The organism is Chitinophaga sp., assembly GCF_035761305.1.
Classification (GTDB): domain Bacteria; phylum Bacteroidota; class Bacteroidia; order Chitinophagales; family Chitinophagaceae; genus Chitinophaga.
Genome location: NZ_DASTRI010000256.1, coordinates 14,217 through 37,333 on the forward strand (window position 1 = coordinate 14,217; position 23,117 = coordinate 37,333).

General features: G+C 49.2%; 13 protein-coding genes and 2 tRNA genes. 9 read left to right on the forward strand and 6 right to left on the reverse strand.

The features are described from left to right. Positions 1 to 32 precede the first annotated feature (32 nt). The 3 genes from uvrA to fabF form a co-directional block, all read right to left on the reverse strand. Complete coding sequence (gene uvrA / locus VFS25_RS21335) at positions 33 to 2,906, reverse strand: excinuclease ABC subunit UvrA (protein WP_326464209.1); 2,874 nt, start codon at positions 2,904 to 2,906, stop codon at positions 33 to 35. An 87-nt stretch (positions 2,907 to 2,993) separates the two neighbouring features. Continuing rightward, the gene (locus VFS25_RS21340) at positions 2,994 to 4,262 is read right to left on the reverse strand and encodes a hypothetical protein (RefSeq protein ID WP_326464210.1); all 1,269 of its coding nucleotides are present in this window, start codon (positions 4,260 to 4,262) and stop codon (positions 2,994 to 2,996) included. Positions 4,263 to 4,394: 132 nt separating this feature from the next. Then, a complete protein-coding gene (gene fabF / locus VFS25_RS21345) occupies positions 4,395 to 5,657 on the reverse strand; it encodes a beta-ketoacyl-ACP synthase II (RefSeq protein WP_326464211.1) in 1,263 nt (420 codons plus the stop codon). Between the two features lie 193 nt (positions 5,658 to 5,850). Between fabF and VFS25_RS21350 the strand changes: the two genes are divergently transcribed. The 4 genes from VFS25_RS21350 (at position 5,851) to VFS25_RS21365 (ending at position 12,915) form a co-directional block, all read left to right on the forward strand. Continuing rightward, the gene (locus VFS25_RS21350; protein ID WP_326464212.1) at positions 5,851 to 6,429 is read left to right on the forward strand and encodes an RNA polymerase sigma factor; all 579 of its coding nucleotides are present in this window, start codon (positions 5,851 to 5,853) and stop codon (positions 6,427 to 6,429) included. Positions 6,430 to 6,526: 97 nt separating this feature from the next. Then, positions 6,527 to 7,711, forward strand: a complete 1,185-nt coding sequence (locus VFS25_RS21355; protein ID WP_326464213.1) for a FecR family protein — start codon at positions 6,527 to 6,529, stop codon at positions 7,709 to 7,711. Positions 7,712 to 7,972: 261 nt separating this feature from the next. After that, on the forward strand, positions 7,973 to 11,272 hold the full coding sequence (locus VFS25_RS21360) for a SusC/RagA family TonB-linked outer membrane protein (protein WP_326464214.1): 3,300 nt from the start codon (positions 7,973 to 7,975) through the stop codon (positions 11,270 to 11,272). A gap of 11 nt (positions 11,273 to 11,283) precedes the next feature. After that, positions 11,284 to 12,915, forward strand: coding sequence for a RagB/SusD family nutrient uptake outer membrane protein (locus VFS25_RS21365; protein ID WP_326464215.1), 1,632 nt, complete (start codon positions 11,284 to 11,286; stop codon positions 12,913 to 12,915). Positions 12,916 to 13,008: 93 nt separating this feature from the next. Here VFS25_RS21365 and VFS25_RS21370 read toward each other — a convergent pair whose 3' ends face one another. Together VFS25_RS21370 and VFS25_RS21375 are read right to left on the reverse strand one after the other, a co-directional pair. After that, on the reverse strand, positions 13,009 to 14,082 hold the full coding sequence (locus tag VFS25_RS21370; protein ID WP_326464216.1) for a fatty acid desaturase: 1,074 nt from the start codon (positions 14,080 to 14,082) through the stop codon (positions 13,009 to 13,011). 380 nt (positions 14,083 to 14,462) lie between these two features. Next, positions 14,463 to 16,109 carry a M28 family metallopeptidase gene (locus tag VFS25_RS21375; RefSeq protein ID WP_326464217.1) on the reverse strand — a complete coding sequence of 549 codons (1,647 nt, stop codon included), beginning with the start codon at positions 16,107 to 16,109 and terminating at the stop codon, positions 14,463 to 14,465. A 148-nt stretch (positions 16,110 to 16,257) separates the two neighbouring features. Here VFS25_RS21375 and VFS25_RS21380 point away from each other — a divergent pair. The 5 genes from VFS25_RS21380 (at position 16,258) to VFS25_RS21400 (ending at position 21,268) form a co-directional block, all read left to right on the forward strand. Then, positions 16,258 to 16,346 (forward strand) — tRNA-Ser (locus VFS25_RS21380). Positions 16,347 to 16,897: 551 nt separating this feature from the next. Beyond that, entirely contained in the window at positions 16,898 to 20,125 is a 3,228-nt protein-coding gene (locus VFS25_RS21385; RefSeq protein ID WP_326464218.1) for a glycosyl hydrolase, read from the forward strand. 174 nt (positions 20,126 to 20,299) lie between these two features. Continuing rightward, positions 20,300 to 20,374, forward strand: a tRNA-Pro gene (locus VFS25_RS21390). 218 nt (positions 20,375 to 20,592) lie between these two features. Next, on the forward strand, positions 20,593 to 20,820 hold the full coding sequence (locus tag VFS25_RS21395; protein WP_326464219.1) for a UPF0175 family protein: 228 nt from the start codon (positions 20,593 to 20,595) through the stop codon (positions 20,818 to 20,820). Continuing rightward, complete coding sequence (locus VFS25_RS21400) at positions 20,804 to 21,268, forward strand: DUF3368 domain-containing protein (RefSeq protein WP_326464244.1); 465 nt, start codon at positions 20,804 to 20,806, stop codon at positions 21,266 to 21,268. Before VFS25_RS21395 ends, VFS25_RS21400 begins: the two co-directional genes overlap by 17 nt. 23 nt (positions 21,269 to 21,291) lie before the next feature. Here the strand turns inward: VFS25_RS21400 and VFS25_RS21405 are convergent, their stop codons facing one another. After that, complete coding sequence (locus VFS25_RS21405; RefSeq protein ID WP_326464220.1) at positions 21,292 to 22,626, reverse strand: DUF6377 domain-containing protein; 1,335 nt, start codon at positions 22,624 to 22,626, stop codon at positions 21,292 to 21,294. Between the last annotated feature and the right edge of the window lie 491 nt (positions 22,627 to 23,117).

A 23,117-nucleotide genomic window follows, 5' to 3' on the forward strand; every position in this document is an offset into this window, starting at 1 on the left:
GCGCTGTCCTATTAATTATTAATGGTTCATTATTAATTACTGTTTAGCTCTTTTTTAAGAAAACGCGCGGTGTGGCTGTCTTTGCAGTTGCTTACCTCTTCCGGGGTGCCGGTGCAGAGAATGGTGCCGCCGCCGCCGCCGCCTTCGGGGCCCAGGTCAATAATGTGATCTGCCATTTTAATCACATCCAGGTTATGCTCTATTACCAGCACGGTATTACCCCGGTCCACCAGCTTATTCAGCACGTTCAGCAGCAATTGTATATCCTGGAAGTGCAGGCCCGTGGTGGGTTCGTCCAGGATGTAAATGGTTTTGCCGGTATCTTTCTTGGACAGCTCCGTGGCCAGCTTTACGCGCTGCGCCTCTCCGCCGGAAAGGGTTACGGCCGACTGGCCCAGGGTAATATATCCCAGCCCCACATCCTGCAGGGTTTTTACCTTGCGGTAAATGTAGTTCACCGGCTGAAAAAATTCAACTGCCTCATCCACCGTCATATCCAGCACATCGGAAATGGATTTTCCTTTGTAGCGTATTTCCAGGGTTTCGCGGTTGTAGCGGCGCCCGTTGCATTTTTCACAGTGCACATATACATCCGGCAAAAAGTTCATTTCTATTACGCGCATGCCGCCGCCTTCACAAACATCGCAACGGCCGCTTTTTACATTAAAGGAAAAACGGCCTGCGTTGTAGCCCCTGATTTTGGCTTCGGGCACCTGGGCAAACAGCTGGCGTATATCGGTAAAGAAGCCGCAGTAGGTAGCTGGGTTGCTGCGCGGGGTGCGGCCTATGGGCGACTGGTCTATCTCAATCACCTTGTCGATATTTTCCAGGCCCTTAATGCTCTTGTAGGGCATGGGCACCAGCTTGGAGTCATAAGCATGCTTGGAAAGGATGGGGTACAGCGTTTCATTAATCAGCGTTGATTTACCGCTGCCGGAAACACCTGTAACGCAAATAAAAGTACCAAGGGGCAGCTTTACGCTCACATTCTTCAGGTTATTGCCGGTGGCGCCTTTCAGCTCCAGGAACTTGCCGTTGCCTTTCCGCCTTTCTTCGGGTATGATGATGCCACGGCGCCCGTTCAGGTAGCCGGCCGTTGGCGTATCAAGCTTTGTTACCTGCTGCGGTGTGCCCTGGGCAATGATTTGCCCGCCGTGCACGCCTGCGCCGGGACCTACATCCACCAGGTGATCGGCATGCAGCATAATATCTTTATCATGCTCCACCACGATCACGGTATTGCCCATTTCGCGCAGGTGCTGCAGCGCTTCTATGAGCTGCATATTATCCCGCTGGTGCAGGCCAATGCTGGGCTCATCCAGTATGTAGGTAATGCCCATCAGCTGCGAGCCTATTTGCGTGGCCAGGCGTATGCGCTGCGACTCTCCGCCGCTGAGCGTGCGGGTAGGGCGGCTGAGGGTAAGGTAGCTGAGCCCTACGTTCAGCAGGAACTGCAGCCTTTCCCGTATTTCTTTCAGAATATCCTTGGCAATTACATTCTGTTTGCTGTCCAGCCGTTTTTCAATATCCCGGAACCAGTCCTGCAGCTTATCCAGGTCCATTTCTCCCAGCTCCGCAATATTCTTTTCATCTACCTTAAAATGCAGGCTTTCCTTTTTCAGGCGGGCGCCATTACACTCGGGGCAGGTGCTCAGCTGCATAAACCCTTCGGCCCAGTTACGTACATAGTCCGATGAGGTATCGTTAAAATAGCGGCGTACCATGTTCACCACCCCTTCATATTCCGTAGCATATTCACCGTTGCCGTTGCTGCCAAAGTCCATATCTACTTCCAGCTTGCCGTTCTCATCGCCGAACAGCAGCACATTCAGCGCTTTTTGCGGAATGCTGCTGATAGGGGTAGTGAGGGAAAACTTGTATTTACGGGCCAGCTGCTGCACCTGTTTAAAGGTAAAGGTGTCGCGCGCTTCGCCCAGGGGAGCCAGGCCGCCATCGTTAATGGAAACGTTGTAATCGGGGATCACTTCGTCCATATTGATCTGGTAAATGGTGCCCAGGCCCTTGCAGCGGGGGCAGGCGCCGTAGGGGGAGTTAAAGGAGAACGTGTTGGGCGAAGGCTCCTCATAGGAAAGACCGGTATCTTCACACATCAGCTGCTTGCTGTACTGGCTTACCTTATTGGTATCGTTATCCATTACAAACAGCAGGCCTTTGCCCATTTGCAGGGCCTTTTGCACACTCTGGCTAATGCGGGTGCGGGCATCTTCCTGCACCTGCACGCGGTCTATTACCAGCTCAATATCGTGTATCTTGTAGCGGTCTACCTGCATGCGTTCCTTCAGGTCCAGTATCTCGCCATCTACCCGCACTTTCAGGTAGCCCTGCTTGCGCACCTGCTCAAACAGCTCGCGGTAGTGGCCTTTACGGCCGCGTACCATAGGCGCCAGTATGACCAGCTTTTTCTTAGCATAGTTTTTAAACAGGTGGGCCAGTATCTCCTCTTCGGAAAAGCGCGTCATGCGTTTGCCGGTGTGGTAAGAGTAGGCAATGCCGATACGGGCGTACAGCAGGCGCAGGAAATCGTAGATCTCTGTAATGGTGCCTACCGTGGAGCGGGGATTTTTGTTGGTGGTTTTTTGTTCTATGGAAATAACCGGCGACAGGCCCGTGATCTTATCAACATCCGGCCTTTCCATATCGCCGATAAACTGGCGGGCATAGGCCGAAAAGCTTTCCATATAACGGCGCTGCCCTTCTGCATAAATGGTATCAAAGGCCAGCGATGATTTGCCGCTGCCGCTGATGCCGGTGATTACCACCAGCTTGTTCTTGGGCAACTGCAGGTCAAGGTTCTTCAGGTTGTGTTCCCGTGCGCCAAACACGGCAATATTATCGTCAGCAGCTACAGGCACCACAGGAACCGATGCATTCTTCTTTTTTGACATAAGCTAAGTCCTAAAAGTTCTTGAACGAACTTTTTCAAACTACTAAACTACGCCATAATTGCTTGCCAACGGCTAAATTTTTTGGCATTATTGCATGGCCATGTGCTTACCGGCAAACTGCAGGTATTGCTCCCAGTCGTAGGCCGTAACATCATGTTTGCCGGAGCGGATGTGGTAGCGGATAAAGTCGCCGGTAGGCTGCTGCACATGCGGAAAGGTGCCGGTACCTACTCCTTCTTCGCCGAACAGCTTGTACACCGGTTCGGCATTGCGGGCGCTCAGGAACTCGCCCCGGGGGTCGGACCACTGGTCGCCTTCGGCGCTGGCCACGTACAGGGGGCGGGGGGCTATAAGGGCCAGCAGCATGTGCTGGTCAACCGGCAGGGCGGCCGTGTTATTGGCATAAGTGCGGTATTTGGCTACAAACCAATGGGGGAAATTGCGGGTAATTATTTCGATGTTCTCACCGTAATCACGTTTGGAAAGCGCGGCGCCTCCTTCTCCCGACTCGTTGGAGATAACAATGGCAAACCGCTGGTCGCTGGCGCCGGCCCACAGGGCTGCCTTGCCCAGCCGGGAATGCCCCAGCAGCATTACATTAGCGCCATCCACCCGGCGGTCCTGCTGCAGGTAATCCAGCGCGCGGCATAACGCCCATGCCCATACGCCCATGGCGCTCCATTCCTGGGGGGCAATCTGCAGCTGGTCCTTCAGCAGCGTCCGGAAACCGGTTTGCCAGCCATCGGGCTTATCGGCCTCCACCTCCCCGTAAAAGAAAGTGGCTACGCCGTAGCCGCGGCTGATAATATCTTTTACCGGCCACTGGGAGGCCTGCGAGCCGCGGGAGGCTTCTGTAGCATGGTTATCCACAATGCCCGGGCCTTTTACCGTATAATGGGGGGTAATGGGTATGGAAGGATCATCTGTTACCGACTGGTTACCGTAAAAGTTCATGCCCAGGAATACCGGTACGCGGCCCTTGGGCTTGTTGGGAACATATAACAGCAGGTGCAGCCGGACATTGGTATCTTTTGCAAAGTACAGGGTTACCTGTTTGCAGGTGGCCATGCTGTCCAGCGCATAAGGGTTAACACTGGTTACCTTAAAGGTCATGGGCACCTGCTTACGCGGAAAGCGGCCGTACACATTGGTTTCAAAAAGATGGTAGATATAAGGGCGCTGTATCTTGTTCCATTGCTGTGAAGTAGTAACGGTTTTGCCATCGGCCATTTTCAGGGGATCGGGCAACGTATAGGACGGTACGTTAGCTTCGGTAAGATTAGCTTCGGATTTTTGGGCAAAAACAGGTATGCTGAGCAGGCAGCAAAGGGTTATAAGCGTGGATAAACGGTGCATAGTCAACATATATGCAAAAGATACTGAAAAATTATGCCAAAAAAAAGGAACGACTGTTGCGTAAACAGCCGTTCCTTTTTTTGAATATAAAGCGGTATGTATGCCACCCTGTTAGTGATGGCGTAAAAATTTTTATGCTTTAAATTTTGTAAATACTACAATGGCATTGTGGCCGCCAAACCCGAAAGTATTGCTCATGGCCACATCTACCTTACGCTGCTGCGCCTTACCAATAGTAAGGTTTACATCGGTAGGTATGCCTTCGCCCAGTACCTGTGTATTGATGGTGGGCGGTACAATATCCTCCTGGGTAGCTTTAACGCAGGCAATGGCTTCTATAGCGCCGGCAGCGCCCAGCAGGTGGCCGGTCATAGATTTGGTGGCGCTTACATTCAGCTTTTTCACGTGCTCACCAAACAGGCCGGTAATGGCTTTCAGCTCGCTCACGTCGCCCACCGGGGTAGAGGTAGCGTGTGCGTTAATATAATCCACGTCTTCCAGTGTCAGCTCCGCATCATTCAGCGCATCCTGCATACCCATTTTAGCGCCCAGCCCTTCAGGGTGGGTAGCGGTCAGGTGGTAAGCATCGGCCGTCATGGCGCCGCCTACCATTTCACCATAAATGGTAGCGCCTCTTTTAACGGCATGTTCGTACTCTTCCAGTATAATGGCGCCTGCGCCTTCTCCCATTACAAAACCATCGCGGTCTGTATCAAAGGGGCGGGAGGCGGTTGCCGGCTCTTCGTTGCGGGTGCTCAGGGCTTTCAGGGCGTTGAACCCGGCAATGCCTGCGCGGGTAATGGGCGCTTCTGAACCGCCGGCTACAATTACATTGGCCTTGCCCAGGCGTATGTAGTTAAAGGCGTCTACCAGGGCGCTGCTGGACGAAGCGCAGGCAGATACCGTACAATAGTTAATACCCATAAAGCCGTATTTAATGGCGATTTGCCCGGCGGCAATGTCGGAGATCAGCTTGGGTATAAAGAAGGGATTGAACTTTGGTATAAAGCCGCCTGTTGTAAACTCCACGATCTGGTCTTCGAAGGTTTGCATACCCCCGTTACCGGAGGCCCAGATAACACCGATCCTGGTTTTATCAATACCCTCCAGGTGAATACCTGCATTTTCAATAGCTTCCTGTGCAGCCACCATGGCATATTGCGTAAAGAGGTCCATTTTGCGGGCCTCTTTCTTTTCCATGAACTTTTCTATATCAAAGTTTTTCAGCTCACAGGCAAATTTGGTCTTGAACTCAGTCGTATCGAACCGGGTAATAGGCGCAGCACCGCTGGTGCCTGCCTTGATATTTTTCCAAAAAGTGTTTACATCATTCCCGATAGGTGTTAATGCTCCTAACCCTGTAACTACAACCCTTTTTAGTGAAATAGTACGCATAAAAGTTTAATCAAATATTATAGTAGAGCGCAAATTTAGTTACTTATTCTTATAAAATGTAAAATGTAAAATTTTAATTGCAAAATGTAAAGGCCGGGTATGCTGCAATTTTAAGGTGTTTTAAAGGAGCGGCAGACTGTACACAATATTATTTTTAAGTACCTTCACAGGATTTTACCTGCGCTCGTATAACATGTTACCTGAAACGGACAGTGAAAAGATTGAAACGGCTCATGTAAGGGAGCTGCTGCTGAAGGCGGCAGCAGGGGACAGGCAGGCTTTTGCGGACCTTTATACCGCCTGTTTTCCGGGGCTGTTCCGCTTTGTGCACATTACCACCCGCTCCCGTACAGATGCAGAAGAAGTGATACAGGACATTTTCCTGAAGCTGTGGGAACGCCGGGAAACGCTTACCGGCATTCACTCCCTGCAGGATTACCTGTTTATTATGGCCCGGCACCGGTTGTTTGACCAGGCCCGGCAGCAAACTACCCGCCTTAAAGCTGTCCAGGAGCTGGGCGCAGCCCAACATGCAGCAGCTGATACGGTGGAAGGAGCACTTATATATAAGGAATATGAGCGTGCTGCCATAGACGCTATTACCCGGCTGCCTAAACGCCGGCAGCTGATATTTTTTATGCGCACGCAGCAAAGCATGTCGCTGAACGAGATCGCCGCGGCTTTCCGCATTTCCCGCTCTGCTGTAAAAAAGCACCTGTACGCCTCTATTCATTTTATTAAACAGCAGCTGCGCCTGGAGCAGCGGCATTGATAATCAACCCTTAAAAAGTTTTTCAAAAAAATTGCTTCCTGCCGGTGTCCATTTGCGCCAGATAGCCGTCTTTATTCCTGTATTGACGTAACTACGCATGAACCAGCCCACCATCATTGCATTACTGGAAAAGTATGCCCGGGGTACGGCCTCTCCGGAAGAAGCCGCACAGGTAACCCGCTGGCTGCAGCAAACCTCCCCGGAGGAGTTTGACGCCATACTGGCGTTAAGCAACCTGCCGGAGGAATGGAAAGCATTGCCGCCTATATCCCCGGAATTTGCCGGCAGGCTGGAAACCAGGCTGGATGCGCAGGAAGCAGGCCCCATGCCTGTCCGCCGCGGCATTATCTACCTGAAAAGGATGGCCGCCGCCGCTGCGGTGCTGCTGCTGGCTGCCGGCGCCTTTTACTGGCTGCGCCGCCCTGCCCCCCAGCCCGTGGCGCAGGTAACGCCCAAAAACAACCCGGCGCCGCTGCCCAATGCTCCCGGCGGTAACCATGCCGTGCTTACCCTGGCAGACGGCAGCAGCATTACGCTGGACAGCGCGCAGAACGGCGTGCTGGCGCAGCAGGGCAATACCCGCATTATTAAACTGAACAACGGACAACTGGCTTATAACCCGCCCGCTGCTGCTAACAGCAGCGCGGCGGTATTTAACACCATTACCACACCCGCCGGCGGCCAGTACCAGCTTACGCTGCCCGATGGAAGCAAGGTGTGGCTGAATGCCGCTTCCTCCCTGCGTTTTCCCAATCATTTCACGGGTAATGAGCGCAGCGTGGAGCTGCACGGAGAAGGTTATTTCGAGATTGCACATAATAAGGACCTGCCGTTCCGGGTAAAAGTGAACGATGCTGTGGTGGAAGTACTGGGCACGCATTTCAATGTAAACGCTTACAGCGATGAAGCAGACGTGCGCACCACCTTACTGGAGGGTGCAGTGAAAATGAGCAAGGGCACAGCATCGGTATTACTGGCGCCCGGACAGCAGGCCCGTTTGCAAAGGAACGGCAGCATGAACCTGGTAAAGCATGCGGACCTGGAGCAGGCGATGGCCTGGAAAAACGGCTATTTCCAGTTTGACAAAGCCGACCTGCCCACGCTTATGCGGCAGATAGCCCGCTGGTACAACCTGGAGGTAGTATATGAAGGGCCGGTGAAAAATTACGAGTTCGTGGGTAAAATAGCCCGTAACGTTTACCTGGCAGATGTTTTAAAGGCGCTGGAAAGCAGCGGGGTGCACTACCGCATGGAAGGCCGGCGCCTGGTTATTATAAGTTAAGCATTGAACATAATAATGGGGGAACTTTTATAAAGAGGGGGGGACAATTACAACAAAACATAATAATAAACAGCAAACAACAAACGGGTTTTCCAAAAAAAACCGGAAGTGCTGCGAACACTCCCGGCCATAAGTCTGGATTAACCGTAAAGATGCCTTGAACAACTTTAATTAACCAAACCAAACAAAGTTATGAAACTACGGGTACATTGTAAAGTGCCGCCCACACGGCATTTTACTGCCATCAACCTGGTTCTTGTTATGAAATTGACCACACTTCTTTTGCTGGTTGGCATTTTACAGATCAGCGCCAAGGGCTTCTCGCAAAAGATTACCCTGGATAAAAAAAACGTACCACTCAGCCGGGTGTTTGCCGACATCCAGGCCCAGAGCGGCTTTTCCCTCCTGTATGATAATAACCTGATTAAACAGGCAAAGAATATCGACATTAATGTAAAAGATGCGTCGTTAGACGAAGTGCTGTCGGCCTGCCTCAGTGGTTTACCACTCACTTATGAAATAGCCGGCAAGATCATTATCATCCGTGCAAAACCGCAGGGGACGGCGGCCGCACCACCACCGCCCCAAACTATACAGGGCACGGTAAAAGATGAAAGCGGGCAGCCCCTTTTTGGCGCGGTCGTGTACCTGAAAGAAATAAAGCGCGGCGCGCAAACCGGCGCCGACGGCTCCTTTACCATTGCCAACATAGCCCCCGGTACTTATACCCTCACCATTTCTTTTTTAGGGTATGAGCCGCAGGAAAAGCAGATCACGGTGAACAATGAAACCATCAACATTGCCGTTGTGCTGAAGCAGGCGGTAAACAAGCTCAAAGATTTTGTGGTAGTAACTGCGCTGGGCGTAAAAAGGTCAGAAAGGTCTGTAACCTATGCCACCCAGCAGGTGAACGGCAGCGAGCTTACCAAAGTAAAAACCTCTAACCTGGTAAACACCCTGAACGGTAAGGTTGCCGGGTTAAATATCTCCTCCAGCGCTTCAGGCGTAGGCGGTTCGGCCAAGGTGGTGCTGCGCGGCAACAAATCAGGCCTGCAAAGCAACCAGGCCCTGTATGTTATTGACGGGGTACCCATGAACAACACGGTTACCAACCAGCCTAACAGCTCTTACGGCGGCGGTACCTCCTACGATGGCGGCGATCCTATTTCCAACCTGAACCCCGATGATATAGAAAGCATTTCCGTGCTGAAAGGCGCTTCCGCAGCAGCGCTGTACGGCAGCCAGGGCGCCAACGGGGTGATACTGATCACCACCAAAAGCGGTAAGGCAGGCCGCTTGCAGGTAAACGCCTCTTCTGTTTTTACGATTGACCAGGCAGCGGTAAAGCCAGAATTCCAGAACAGCTACGGGCGTACCGACAATACCTCTACCCAAAGCTGGGGCGGTAAAACCGCCAACGGCGGCCATGATAACCTGGGCGATTTTTTCCAGACGGGCCAGAACTGGACCAACTCCGTAAGCCTGTCAGCAGGTACAGATAAGGCGCAAACTTATTTCTCCTACGCCAACACCAGCGCCAAAGGCATTGAGCCAGGCAATAAGCTGGGGCGTAACAACATTACATTCAAGGAAACCGGCCGTTTCTTTAATGATAAGCTAACTGTATCGGGCGATATAAACTATGTAACGCAAACCATCGATAACACGCCCACTGCGGGTTTTTACACCAACCCTTTAACAGGCCTGTACCTGTTTCCCCGCGGGACAGACATACTGCCGTATAAAAACGGTTACGAGCGGCTCGATCCTGCCACTAACCGGCCTACCCAGTACTGGGACTATATGGAGGACATACAGCAGAACCCCTGGTGGATCGTGCACCGCAACATTAACTCGCTTACGCGTAACCGCGTGCTCATGAACGCCAGCGTGCGGTACGATGTAAAACCCTGGCTGAACATCCAGGCAAGAGGAAGCATTGACCGTATCAATGATACTTATGACCAGAAGCTGTATGATGGCACCAGCCATACCATTGCGCCTGAAAACGGTTCTTACACTTACCGCAATGGCGTGAACACGCAGCAGTATGGCGATGTAATTGCCAACTTTAACTTTCCCATCAACAAGTTTAAGGTAACCGGCCTGGTTGGCGCTGCCATCCGCGATGTAAAAACCAGCGGCGAGTACTTTGCCTCCGGCCAGGACGGGCTAACCCTGCCTAACGTGTTCACCATCCAGAACTTTAAGCAGTTTAACCCGCTGAACTCCGGCGTTATGCAGGAAAAGCACAGCCAGTGGCAATCTGTATTTGCCAGCGCCAATATCTCTTATAACGATTGGGTGTACCTGGATCTGACTGCGCGTAACGACTGGGCCTCTAACCTGTCTTTCACGCCGGATATGAGCTACTTCTATCCTTCCGTGGGCCTGAACTTCATCCTGAGCCAGGTGCTTACCTTGCCGGAAGCGGTGAGCTATGCCAAGGTAAGAGGCTCTTTTGCGCAGGTAGGCAACTCGCCGGATGCGTATATGAGCAACCCTGCCCGTTATACCTTTGGCGCGGGCGGTACGGTGATATATAATCCCAAAGCGCCTTTCACCACACTGAAGCCGGAGCTTACCAACTCCATTGAATTTGGTACGGAATGGCGCTTTTTTGATAACCGTTTGAATGTTGACGCTACTTATTATAAAACCAATACCAAAAACCAAACGCTGGAAATAGCCGCCAGCCAGGCCAGCTTTTATAACAGCTTTTATATTAATGCAGGCAATATCCAGAACAAAGGCGTGGAGGTATCTATCGGGTACGACGTGTTCCGCGGTAATAAGCTGAAATGGAACACTGCCCTGAACTACTCGGTAAATGATAACAAAGTAATTGACCTGGATAACCGTGTGCCTTACTTTACCCTCAGCGGGCAGTCGGGCACCAGTTATGCCTCCCAGTTTGCCAAGGGCGGCTCTTACGGCGATATTTACGGCACCACGCTGCAGCGCGATGCACAGGGCCGTGTAATGATCGGCGCAGATGGCAAGCCCATTATGCAAACCGGCGATTATGTGTACCTGGGCAATGCCAACACCAAATGGCAGCTGGGCTGGAACAACAATATTACCTACGGTGATTTTTCATTAGGCTTTTTGATTGACGGTAAATTCGGCGGTAAGGTGTTATCCATTACCCAGGCCATGATGGACCAATACGGCGTATCTGCCGCCAGCGGCGCTGCGCGCGATGCCGGCGGTGTGCAGGTGAATGGGGTAGACCCGAACGGCAATGCAGTAAGCACCGTAGATGCGCAGAAATGGTATTCCGTGGTAGGCGGCCGTACCGGTGTTTCCAGCGAATATATTTACAGCGCTACCGTGGTACGCCTGCGTGAAGTAGCATTGAACTACGCCATACCGGTAAAGACCAATTTCATCAAGGGCCTGAAAGTAGGGCTGGTAGGCCGCAACCTGGCTTACTTCTCCAAAAAGGCGCCGTTTGACCCGGAAGTAACTATGTCAACCGGTAACGGCCTGGCAGGGGTTGACATCTTTATGCCGCCTGCCACCCGCAGCTTTGGTCTTTCTTTAAATGCCTCTTTCTAAAAAACTGAAACATGAAACGTACTAACAACTATATATATAAATCTTCCCTGCTGTACAAAGCACTGTTCATGGCAGGCGTGATACTTACAGGCGCCAGTGCCTGCACCAAGAACTTTGAACGGTATAACACCGATAATACCGGCGTAAACACCAACCTGGAGTCGTTGATGAAGCATGAGCAGATGGCGGTGATCAATTTTTCCGGCGGCGGCGATCCCAACTCCTACCAGGTGCAGCAGAACCTGAATGCCGATTGCTTTTCTGGCTACATGATGTCGGCCAACCAGTTTAGCGGTAATACCAATATGAATTACTTTATGGTAAGCGGCTGGAACGGGGAAGCATTTAAAGTAGTGTACCTGGATGTGCTTTCTTATGCACACCAGATACAGGAAATGGGGGTGGACAAAGATTACCCGGCAGTATGGGCTGTGGCGCAGATCGTGAAGATCACGGCTATGGACCGCGCTACGGATATTTATGGTCCTTTGCCTTACAGCCAGGCCGGCAGCACTAAATCCGGCGTAAAGTACGACAGCCAGCAGGAGATATACGGCAGCTTTTTTACCGAGCTGGATGCCGCTGTCACGGCACTGAAAACCTTCATCAGCAGCGGGCAAACATTGCCTTTTGAATTCAGCGCAATGGACCTGGTGTATGACGGCGACTTTAACCGCTGGCTGCAGTTTGCCAACTCCCTGCGGTTACGCCTGGCCATGCATATTGTAAAGGTAGATAAGGCTACTGCACAGGTGCAGGCCGAAAAAGCCCTGGACCCTGCCAACGGTGGTGTGATCACCGACAACAGCGGTAATATGGATGTGAAAATGGCCGGCGCCGGCTTTACCAACCCGTTGGTATTCATTGCCAGGAACTGGGCCGATATTAACATTGGCGCATCTATCCAAAGCTATCTGTCCGGCTACAATGATCCGCGTATTGGCCGTTATATGGATAAAAGCACGGACTCTACTTTTCCTGTGCAGTACAAAGGTATTCGTATAGGCAGTAACGTGGTAAAATCGGCCTACCAGACGTATTCTACCATTAACTTTAAAGATGGCAGCTCACCTGCATTTACTTTAAATACGCCCGTACAGCTGATGACGGCAGCGGAAGTATATTTCCTGCGGTCAGAGGCTGCGCTGCGCGGATGGGCTAACGCCGGTGGTACTGCACAATCGCTGTATGAGCAGGGTATTAATACTTCCCTGGCGCAATGGGGCGTACCGGATGCCGAATACATCAATAACAGCACCAGCACCCCGGCTGGTTATACAGATCCGAAGAATGCCGCTAATAATGCACCGGCGCCCTCCAACGTAACCATCAGGTGGAGTGAAACCGCCACCAATGAGCAGAAGCTGGAACGTATTATTACACAGAAATGGATAGCCATGTTCCCCGAAGGGCAGGAAGCGTGGACGGAGTTCCGCCGCACCGGCTACCCTAAATTATTTACCGTAGTTAATAACAACAGCGGCGGCACTATTGATACAGATGTGCAGGTACGCCGCCTGCCCTACCCGCAAAATGAATACAACACCAACAGGGCCGAGCTTGACAAAGGCATACAGCTGCTGGGCGGCGCGGACAACGGCGGCACCCGGTTGTGGTGGGATGTAAATAAAGGAAACTTTTAAGTGTTATACGATCAATTGTTAAATGGAACCATGCAAAAAAAGCATCCCGCTAACGGGATGCTTTTTCATTATAGGAATATTTTATGCATTCACTTATGCGGCATGTACCGCCGCAGCTTCCACTGCTGATATCTTGCGGGTGCGCTGCTTCAGGAAAGCGATCACCTCTGCATCTGAGCTATAACGGTTGCCAATATTCACAAAATTTTTTGCGAGCAGGTCATAACGCTTCAGCATCAGGTAAGCAAATACATGCAGGTAATGAATACCATCAAACACAACAGCGTCATTAGACACATAGGCATCCAGGTTTTGCTTAAAGTGGTTCGGGTACTCTGTCCAGTGCAGGGAAGGTTTCTGGTGATGGCCAATGTGATAACCATCATTCCAGCATTGGTGATTGTATGATGTATTAATGCAGGTAATGCTGTTCTTATACGGGTTGCCCGGCTCGCTGGCGCAAATGAATGCGTGCTGCGCCCAATTGCCCAGCATCATAATAATACGGGAGATCACGAATGGCAGTATAAACACTACCAGCGTAGCCGGAAAGTTTACAAAGCTTAACCCCACACACATGGCAATGAACAGGAACTCGCCCCGTACAGAGCGGATCAGCAGGTTTTTACGGTTTTTCCGGACGAAATAACGCGCCAGGTGAAAAATACCGGCAAAGAAAAAGCTGCTGAAATATTTGATAAAGCCCCGCAGGGAATCGCGCTGGAAAAACATGGTGCAGCTGTCATCATCCGGCATATTGTTTTCCGGGTGGTGCATGCCAATATGGTGGCTGTAATATGTTTCCGGCGTTTGCCCGAATAACGGGCCCAGTACCCAGGGCAGGTAATGGTTCATAAAGTTATACTTACGCTCAAAAAAGCAGCGGTGGCTGGTGCAGTGCAGCATCAGGCCGTACGGGCCTTTAAAAATCAGGTTGTTAAGTACCAGGTACGCAATTGCCGCTGTCCACCAGAGCCAGTTGGATATACCGGGTATAAACAGCAGTACGGCCAGCGGTATTAAGGTTACCGAAATGCGGATGGTAAGATACACAAAGGGAAGGTCCCGCTCATCACGTATCAATGATCTTAAAAATTTCTGCAGACGGTTGTAGGCTTTTTCCGGTTTTTTATACACCGGATCTGTTAGTAATGTAAATGCTTTCATGCGCTTAATCAGTGGTTTTAAAGGTATAGGCTGAGTTGTAGGTTCGCATATTTTTATATCTGTTCCTAACAAGATAACGTATTACAAAGGATTAATTGCATATAAAACGTTAAAACGATGTTATAGCTTTTGCCAGGCTGTGCGCTGGAGAATGGCTGCAACAAAAGCCAATGGCCGCCGGTAGCGCAATAGCAGTATTGTTAAGCAGGAAGGCGGGCGGAAAAATAAAGAATCACCGGATGATAAACATTATTGGCGCCCAGGAGTAACCAGGCGCCAACGATGTTAAAGATTTCCGCAGGTTAACCGTGAAGTTGCAGGCCGTTACGGTGCTGTGTTGCGGCAAATATTCCAGCCTCTTTATTATTGCTTTACCTGCTTTACTTCTTTTCCCTGGCGGCCTTAAATTCAGAGCCTTCCTTCCATTTGGGGAAGGTGGTTTCGTTACTGAGGGTATAGCCTACATCAAACAGCAGCTGCGCATCTTCCACCATACCGTCAAATTCCCAGGTGCTGTCAACCTCGTCAAATGGCGAGTGGTAGCGCTCTTTCCCGTATTCATCCGTTTTGCGCTTGGCCCAGGCAGTATCATGCAGCAGCGATATAGTACCGCTGCCGGCGTATAGGGCGGGGATGCCTACTTTCGCAAAATTGAAATGGTCGGAGCGGAAGAAATGGCCTGCAGAAGGGTTTTCGTCCGGTGAAATGGTGCGCCCCTGTTTGGCGGCGGCGCGTTCCGCATAATCATCCAGCTCGGACTGGCCCAGGCCTACAATGGTCAGGTCTTTTGTACGGCCGTAGGTGTTCAGCACATCCATATTAATATCGGCCACGGTGCTGTCTTTCGGGTACACCGGGTGTGTGGCGTAATATTCCGATCCTAACAGGCCCTGTTCTTCACCGGTAAGGGCAATGAACAGTATGGAGCGGCCCTGGCGCTGCGGCAGCTTGGTGAATGCCTTCGCAATTTCGAGCAGGGCCACGGTGCCGGTGGCATTGTCGGCAGCCCCGTTATAAATAGAATCGCCTTTAATAGCTTCGCCAATACCCAGGTGGTCCCAGTGGGCGGAGTAAATCACATATTCATGCGGACGGGTAGCGCCGGGCAATACGGCCAGCACATTATGCGAAGTGGATTTTTTGAGCTTATTGTTAATGGTTACACTGGCAGTTACCGGTAACGGTACCGGCTTAAAGCCTGGTTTCCGTGCCGCCTGCATGAGCGTGTCAGGTACGCCGGCCAGCTGGAACAGCTTTTTGGCGGCATCCAGCGTGATCCAGCCTTCCATGGCGGCGCGCGACATGTCGTTATCTGCTGTTTGCAGGTACAGCTTGGCGCCGGACCAGCCGCTTCTTACAACAGACCATGGATAGCTGGCAGGGGCGGTGTCATGTATAATAATAAGGCCTGCGGCGCCCTGGCGGGCAGCTTCCTCATATTTGTAGGTCCAGCGGCCGTAATAGGTCATGGTGTGGCCTTTGAACAGTGTGCTGTCATAAAACCCCGGATCATTTACCATCACCACAACGGTTTTGCCTTTTACGTTCAGCCCGGCATAATCGTTCCAGTTGTATTCCGGGGCCACAATGCCAAAGCCGGCAAACACCATCTCACTGTTATTCAGCTGCACTTTAGGGGTTACCCGGCGGGTAGTGCCCACATAATCATCCAGGTATTTGAGGGATAGCTGTCCGCCTTTGCCTTTGAACACCAGCGGGCCGGAAGGGGTGGAGGTGATCTCCACCATGGGCACTTCCTGCAGGTAGCTGTTCCCATTGCCCGGCTGCAGGCCCAGTTGTTTGAATTGGGTTTGGAGGTAGCGGATGGTTTTTTCTTCGCCGGTAGTGAAAGGCTTTCTGCCTTCGAAGGAGTCGGCAGCCAGCACGCCCAGGTGCTGGCGGAAACCCTCTTCACTAATGGCTTTGAATGCGGTAGAGTCTTCAAGGGCTGCCGTGTTTTTGCCGGCCTGGTTACAGGCGCCAAGGGCAATGGCAGCTATTAGCAATAGTCGGTAGCAGGTTTGCATGTGAGCGTTGTTTAGTGCTAAAAATAAATAATTATGACAGAATGGCCTTATTGCGGGTATTTTTTTGGGTACGGGCCGTTGCAAAAAATGCAAATGCTTTTGGATAATTGTAAATAATCTTTATTTTTGCAGCCCCTGCAAGGGGGATGGTGAGGTGCCTGAGTGGCCGAAAGGAACGGTTTGCTAAATCGTCGTACGGGTAACACTGTACCGTGGGTTCGAATCCCACCCTCACCGCAGTAGCTCAAACGCCACTGGATTGTGCGCTATAGATCATTCGATTTATAGCGCATTTTTTTTTTGCATGTGTTTCAAAATTTGCAAATTCCAGTGAGTTAATCAGTGAGTGATTCACTTTCGGTGTAAAATACGCACTGAAAACCCTATCCCGTTCTTGTTGAAAACAACAAACTAAAATGAGCCCCGCGGGTAATGGAGTATATAGCATTAACAATAAAACAAAGCGCAGAAATAATGGCAGTCGTTAGAGATTGATGTTAATCCCACATAACAGCAATAACAAATGCTACCCATGGCCCCTCTAATATACATTTACAAACAGCGGGTGGCAATATCATAAAGGACAAATAATAGTACTAAAAGGTCAAAAATTGCAGTGTGGATTTTTTCCTATTGCCGGAATCATTCGCTATTTTGACGCGCCCATGCCGCTCCTGTAAAGGTTTTTTTAGTTAGTAATAATGGCCGATTGCGGTAATGTAATCCTGGCTATCGCTCAACCTGCTCTGTAACCAGGTTTAATACGAACCAAAATTTGATCCTTCTGAATGAGAACGAGATTTTATGCTACTGTAATGATGATGCTTAGCCTTGGCTGTAAGGTATATAGCCAGTCTTTGTCCCGCTGGCCTGGTTTACAAAATGCATTTGCGCATATCCCTGATACCGTTCAAACCAGCGTTTACTGGTACTGGATATCTGACAACATTTCAAAGGAAGGTGTTATAAAGGATCTTGAGGCCATGAAAAAGGTAGGTATCAACAGGGCTTTCATCGGTAATATAGGCTTACCGGAGGTGCCGGCTGGAAAGGTGAAAATGTTCTCGGATGAATGGTGGGATATATTGCACACAGCCCTTAAAACAGCAACACGTCTGGATATACAGATAGGGATGTTCAATGGTCCCGGATGGTCCCAGTCCGGCGGCCCATGGATTAAGCCCGGGCAGTCCATGCGCTACCTTACGTCCTCCGAAATAATGGTGCACGGTCCTGCAGTCTTTCATCAAAAGCTGGATAAACCTGCCAGTGATTTCCAGGATGTAAAAGTGCTGGCCTACCCGGTACCGGCGGATTATAAAACGGGTATCAGCGCATTACACCCGTCATTATCTTCTGAACCGGTTGTTGACTCGCTGCAAAATTTAATGGATCACAACATAGCCACCGGTGTTCATTTAAGTGCGCGCAGGCAATTTTCATTGCGTGTTGATGTTAAAACACCTTATACGGTTCGCAGTGTGGTTATTACCACCACTAATCAAAGGGTACGCCTGGAAGGCGATATACTGGCAAAGGTTAACAATGCTTATACGAAGGTTAAACACTTTTCTATTGATCGCACCAATTCCGCTTTAAATGTGGGATTTGTTCCGTTTGGACCGGCAGCTGTTTCCATTCCGGCGGTTACTTCCGGCAGCTTTAAGATTGTGTTCACGCATGTATCGTCCGATGCAGGCATAGCGGAGATGCAATTATCATCTACACCGGCAGTTGAAGACTATATAGAAAAAACACTAGCCAAAATGTGGCCTACGCCGCACCCGTTTTGGGATGCTTACCAATGGCCGCCACAGCCGGCGGAAACCTCAAAATATGTTATTGATCCGTCGAAAATTATTGACGTATCGGAATACATGGCCACCGATGGCACATTGGACTGGCAGGTGCCTGCCGGTAACTGGATCATTGAACGCACCGGTATGACATCTACGAACGTTACCAACTCACCGGCTCCGCCGGAAGGCACAGGACTGGAGGTTGATAAAATGAGCAAACAGCATGTTACCGAACATTTTAATGCTTATTTGGGTAAGATATTGGAGCGTATACCAGCCGATGACCGTAAAACCTTTACGGTGGCAGTAGAAGACAGCTATGAAACCGGCAGCCAAAACTGGACAGACGACCTGATCCCCGAATTCAAAAACAAATACCATTACGATCCAACGCCCTACATACCTGTACTGCAGGGCAAGGTTGTTGGCAGCGCAGATAGGTCCGACCGTTTTTTATGGGACCTCAGGCGGTTAATAGCCGACGATGTATCTTTTAATTATGTAGGCGGTTTAAGGGAAGTAAGCCATCAGCATGGCCTTACCACCTGGCTGGAGAATTATGGCCACTGGGGCTATCCCGGAGAATTTTTACAATATGGCGGCCAGTCCGATGAAGTAGGCGGTGAATTCTGGAGCGAAGGTGACCTGGGCGACATTGAAAACAGGGCAGCTGCTTCATCGGCGCATATTTATGGTAAAACAAAAGTATCGGCAGAATCATTCACTGCCGGCGGCGGTACGTATAAGCGCTATCCGGCCATGCTGAAGAAGCGGGGCGACCGTTTCTTTACAGAAGGCGTTAACAGTACATTGCTGCATGTGTACATTTCACAGCCGCAGGACACCGCTGTACCTGGTTTAAATACCTGGTTTGGCGTGGAGTTCAACCGGCTGAATACCTGGTATGCCGACATGGACATATGGCTTGCATATATGAAGCGGTGCAACTTTATGCTGCAGCAGGGCCAATACGTTGCAGATGCTGCCTATTTTATAGGAGAAGATGCCCCCAAAATGACCGGGGTAACAGATCCGGCGCTTCCAAAAGGGTATTCATTCGACTACATTAATGCCGATGTTATTAAGCAACGGCTTACTGTAAAAAACGGCAAACTGGCATTGCCCAATGGCATAAGCTATAGCATCCTGGTGCTGCCGGAACTGGAAACCATGCGCCCTGAATTATTGAAAAAGATCAAAGACCTGGTAGCGCAAGGCGCTGTGGTATTAGGTCCCAAACCCAGTCGGTCGCCCAGCCTTGAAAACTATCCTGAGGCAGACAGGCAGGTGAAAAACATGGCCAACGAGCTTTGGGGGAATGTTAACGGAACAACGGTAAAGGTCCGTCACTATGGCAAAGGCCAGGTGATCAGCGGCCTGAATATGCAGGAGGCATTTGACCGGTTAGGTGTTGTCCCGGATATGGCAACCCTGCAAAGCGATTCCATATTGTTTATCCACAGGCAGCTGGAAGATGGCGGGGTATACTTTTTATCAAATCAAAAAGACCAGCCGGTTAAATTTACGGCGGTGTTTCGCGTGACAGGCAAAAGTCCTGAATTATGGGATGCTATTGACGGCAGCATGCGTAGTATGCCTGCCTATAGTGATAATGGCAAAACCACTTCAGTACCTATAACATTACCCCCTGCAGGAAGCGCGTTTATTGTTTTTAGAAAAAGTGGCGGTAAAGGCGATACAACAAAGTCGAATTACCCGGTAGTGAAAAGATCAATAGCGGTAAACCAACCCTGGACGGTTAATTTCAACAACAAGAAGATCGGCCCTGCCGGACCGGTTATATTTAACCAGCTGACCGATTGGCCGGCGCATGAAAATGACAGCATTAAATATTATTCAGGCACTGCCACCTATCATAATACTTTTCAAATAAATAAAATTGCCAAAGGTGACCGTTATGTAATTGACCTTGGCATAGCGCGGGCCATTGCAAAAGTAACGGTGAATGGCGTAGAAGCAGGCGGTGCATGGACGCAGCCTTACCAGGTGGATATTACGCAGGCGCTGAAGCCAGGTGTTAATAAGCTGGAAATAAAAGTGGTGAATACCTGGGTGAACAGGCTGATAGGCGATAGCAAGCTGCCTGCTGCACAGCGTAAAACATCGGTGCTTGTTAGTCCTGGTAAAGAGGACGGACTGGAATCATCGGGTTTACTGGGCCCGGTAGTGGTAAAGCAAATGACACATGAAGAATAAAGGATATTCTTTAAAAATTGATAGCATTTGTTTGATTGTAAAGATATTGTCCTTACCTTTGTCACCCGATTTAGAGGCCGCTGGGTATTTTGGGCTTTTTGAGCCTTTAATTAGTTGATAATTATGCTCTTTAGATAAAGTTTGAGGCGATGCTTCAAACTTTTTTTAACGGATCGGGGCGTAGCGTAGCCCGGTTATCGCGCCTGCTTTGGGAGCAGGAGGTCGCAAGTTCGAATCTTGCCGCCCCGACGAGAGGAAGCCTTACAGTAGAAATGCTGTAGGGCTTTTTTGTTTTGTTAATCGCGTCCCGGTCTAGGACCGGGAAGGTCGCAAGTTGGAATCTTGTAATCTTTTAAGTTAGACGCAGCGCCGTCGAAATTTTCACGTCATTTTTTGCGTAAATTTGAAAAAGTATAATTTTTTTCAAAACTGGTACCCTTTCGCTTTCAGTAAATAGGGAAATGTTCATGAACACAATAACATTACAAATACCTAATAAGGTTGAGTTAGACCCCAGAGAAACTGTAAGATTCCTCGCAGCCAAGTTATATGAAGCTGGGAGGTTATCTTTAGGGCAGGCTGCAGAACTGGCAGGATTGTCTAAAGTTGCTTTTTCAGAAGTGCTGGGAGATTATGATGTTTCATTAATCAATTATCCTGCTCCTGACATTGAAAGAGATGCCTCCAAAATATAATGTTGTTATTGCTGACACAAGTTGTTTTATCTTATTGGATAAAATTGACACATTAAACCTGCTTCAACAGTTATTTCAGAACATTTCCACTACTACCACTATTGCAGAAGAGTTTGGGAAAAAGCTACCGGAATGGGTACAAATCAGATCTGTAACAGATTTACATTATCAAATCATTTTAGAATTAGAAGTAGATAAAGGGGAAGCAAGCGCTATTTCTCTGGCAATCGAGCATCAACCTGCGCTACTTATTCTTGATGATTTGAAAGCAAGAAAAGTTGCAGACAAGCTTCATCTTAATTATACCGGAACTTTAGGAGTGTTATTGAAGGCAAAGCAAAGCGGAATTATAAATAGTATCAGGCCTTTATTGGACCGCATTCAACAAACGAATTTTCGATTTTCCAAGAATGTTTTCGATCAGATATTGAAAGTGGCGGGAGAGTGATTGCCAGGGGGGCTTGCCCCGCATCAATTACTATTACTATCAATAAACTTAATCTCCATTATTTTCTGCTCGAAATCATTTGCAGGAACCAATGCCCGCGATTTAATCCGCGTTTTATAAGTATATACGGTGCTAACGCTGTAATCCAGTATTTTGGCTATAGCCTCATGCTCATTGATTCCCAGGCGTATTAAAGCAAATATCCGCAACGTGGCGTTGAGGGTTTCGCCAGATTTCGGCCAAATTTGATCTTCCTTCTTTAAAAGCGCATTAAATGCCGTGATGAAATTAGGGAACATCGTTAAAAAAACGGTGTCAAGCATGTTGTATAAATTCCCTTTCTCCTCTTCGATATGCACCTCATTTAAAAACTGGTTAATGTCTTTGTATTTTCCCAGCTTGATATTATGCAGGGTTTGGTGTTTTATTTTATCCAACGTTTCTATGTAAGAGGAGCAGGTTTTAAAAAACAGCCCGATAAGCTCCTCTTTTATCCTGGTAGATTCCCAAAGCTTTCCATTTACGGTTTCCAGCTCCTTGTTCTTTTCCTTTATCATCAGCTCGTTTGCTTTGATCCGCAACATCTGCCGCCGGTAAATAACCAGCAGGAAAAATAGAATTACGGCAACGATCAAAAAGATCAGCAAGCCTATCAGCAGTTTGTCCTGTTGGTGCTGTTTCTCATTGATCAGTTTACCAGCCACCAATGGTAACATGGACTCAATCTGCACTGCCCGGTTCCGGGCGCCATAAAACTTGGCGTTGCGGGCGGCTTCCTGCATGAACAGGTAGGCATCATTTGTTCTACCCTGTTTAAACAGCTCCTGCCCGAGTAAAAATATGGCCAGGGTTTCCTTGGTGGAGGAACGAATATCATTTATAGTAGCTAATGCAAGAAAACATATGCGGTCGTAACCGGTGTAGGCAAAGCTGATTCTGGTGGCGACCATTGCAACCGTGTGCTCGGGCAGGCCCTGGTGTACAATATAGTTGAAGAAAAAGCCGGGCGTTAATTTTTTAGGTCTTACTGAATCCGGGAGAAAGGCCAGGTCAATTGTCTTCTCAAAATTATTGGAAGGAGTAACAACCTCGGCTTTTTTAAAATCTTCCTCTGACTGCTTTTGATAGCTTTCTGAAAAATAGGCATCATTATCATACTCAGCAATACCAACATTCAGCCGTGCCCGCAAAATCAGGTAATCGGCCTTGCGCGTCCCCGACAAAGTGCTGGTATCTATTTCCCGGATAATGTCGAAAGCCTCTTTATAAAATCCCGAATGCAGCAAAGTGTGCCCTAGTAGTATCTTGCTCTGGATCAGATGGTCCTTTTTCCGGAATTTCTCCGAAAGCTCAATCATCCTTTTAGTATATATAAATGCGGAATCAAATTTGAAGGGCCGGTACGCTTCAGAAATCTTTAAATAAAGGTCAAACTGCCTATCAAAATTTGTGCTGTCTGTATGAAGCAGGTCAAACCGCAGCAGATTTATCTGTTTCTCTTTGTTCAGGTTGTAAAAGCTTTCCTTGGCGAGTTCCGATTTCAGGACTGTTAGAAGGCTGTCTGATTTGGCGCTTTGTGAATATCCCTTAAAACATAAGAGCAGAAAAAATGAAACAAATAATAATCTATTCATATAGATCTAAGATCTAATTCGAGTAAAATAATTGCACCGTTCTGTACAGCGGTAATCCCCCAACATTCTTATTTTAATCCAAAATTAATTAGTCTATTTAAAATGTAGCATGACTCATTTTTCTTAGCAGTCCTTTTAAAAATTGTTCACCAGCGGACGCTTTAGCGGCCAAAAAGTACAACTTTTTGCCGTGTATTTTGTTAAAAACATGTCCG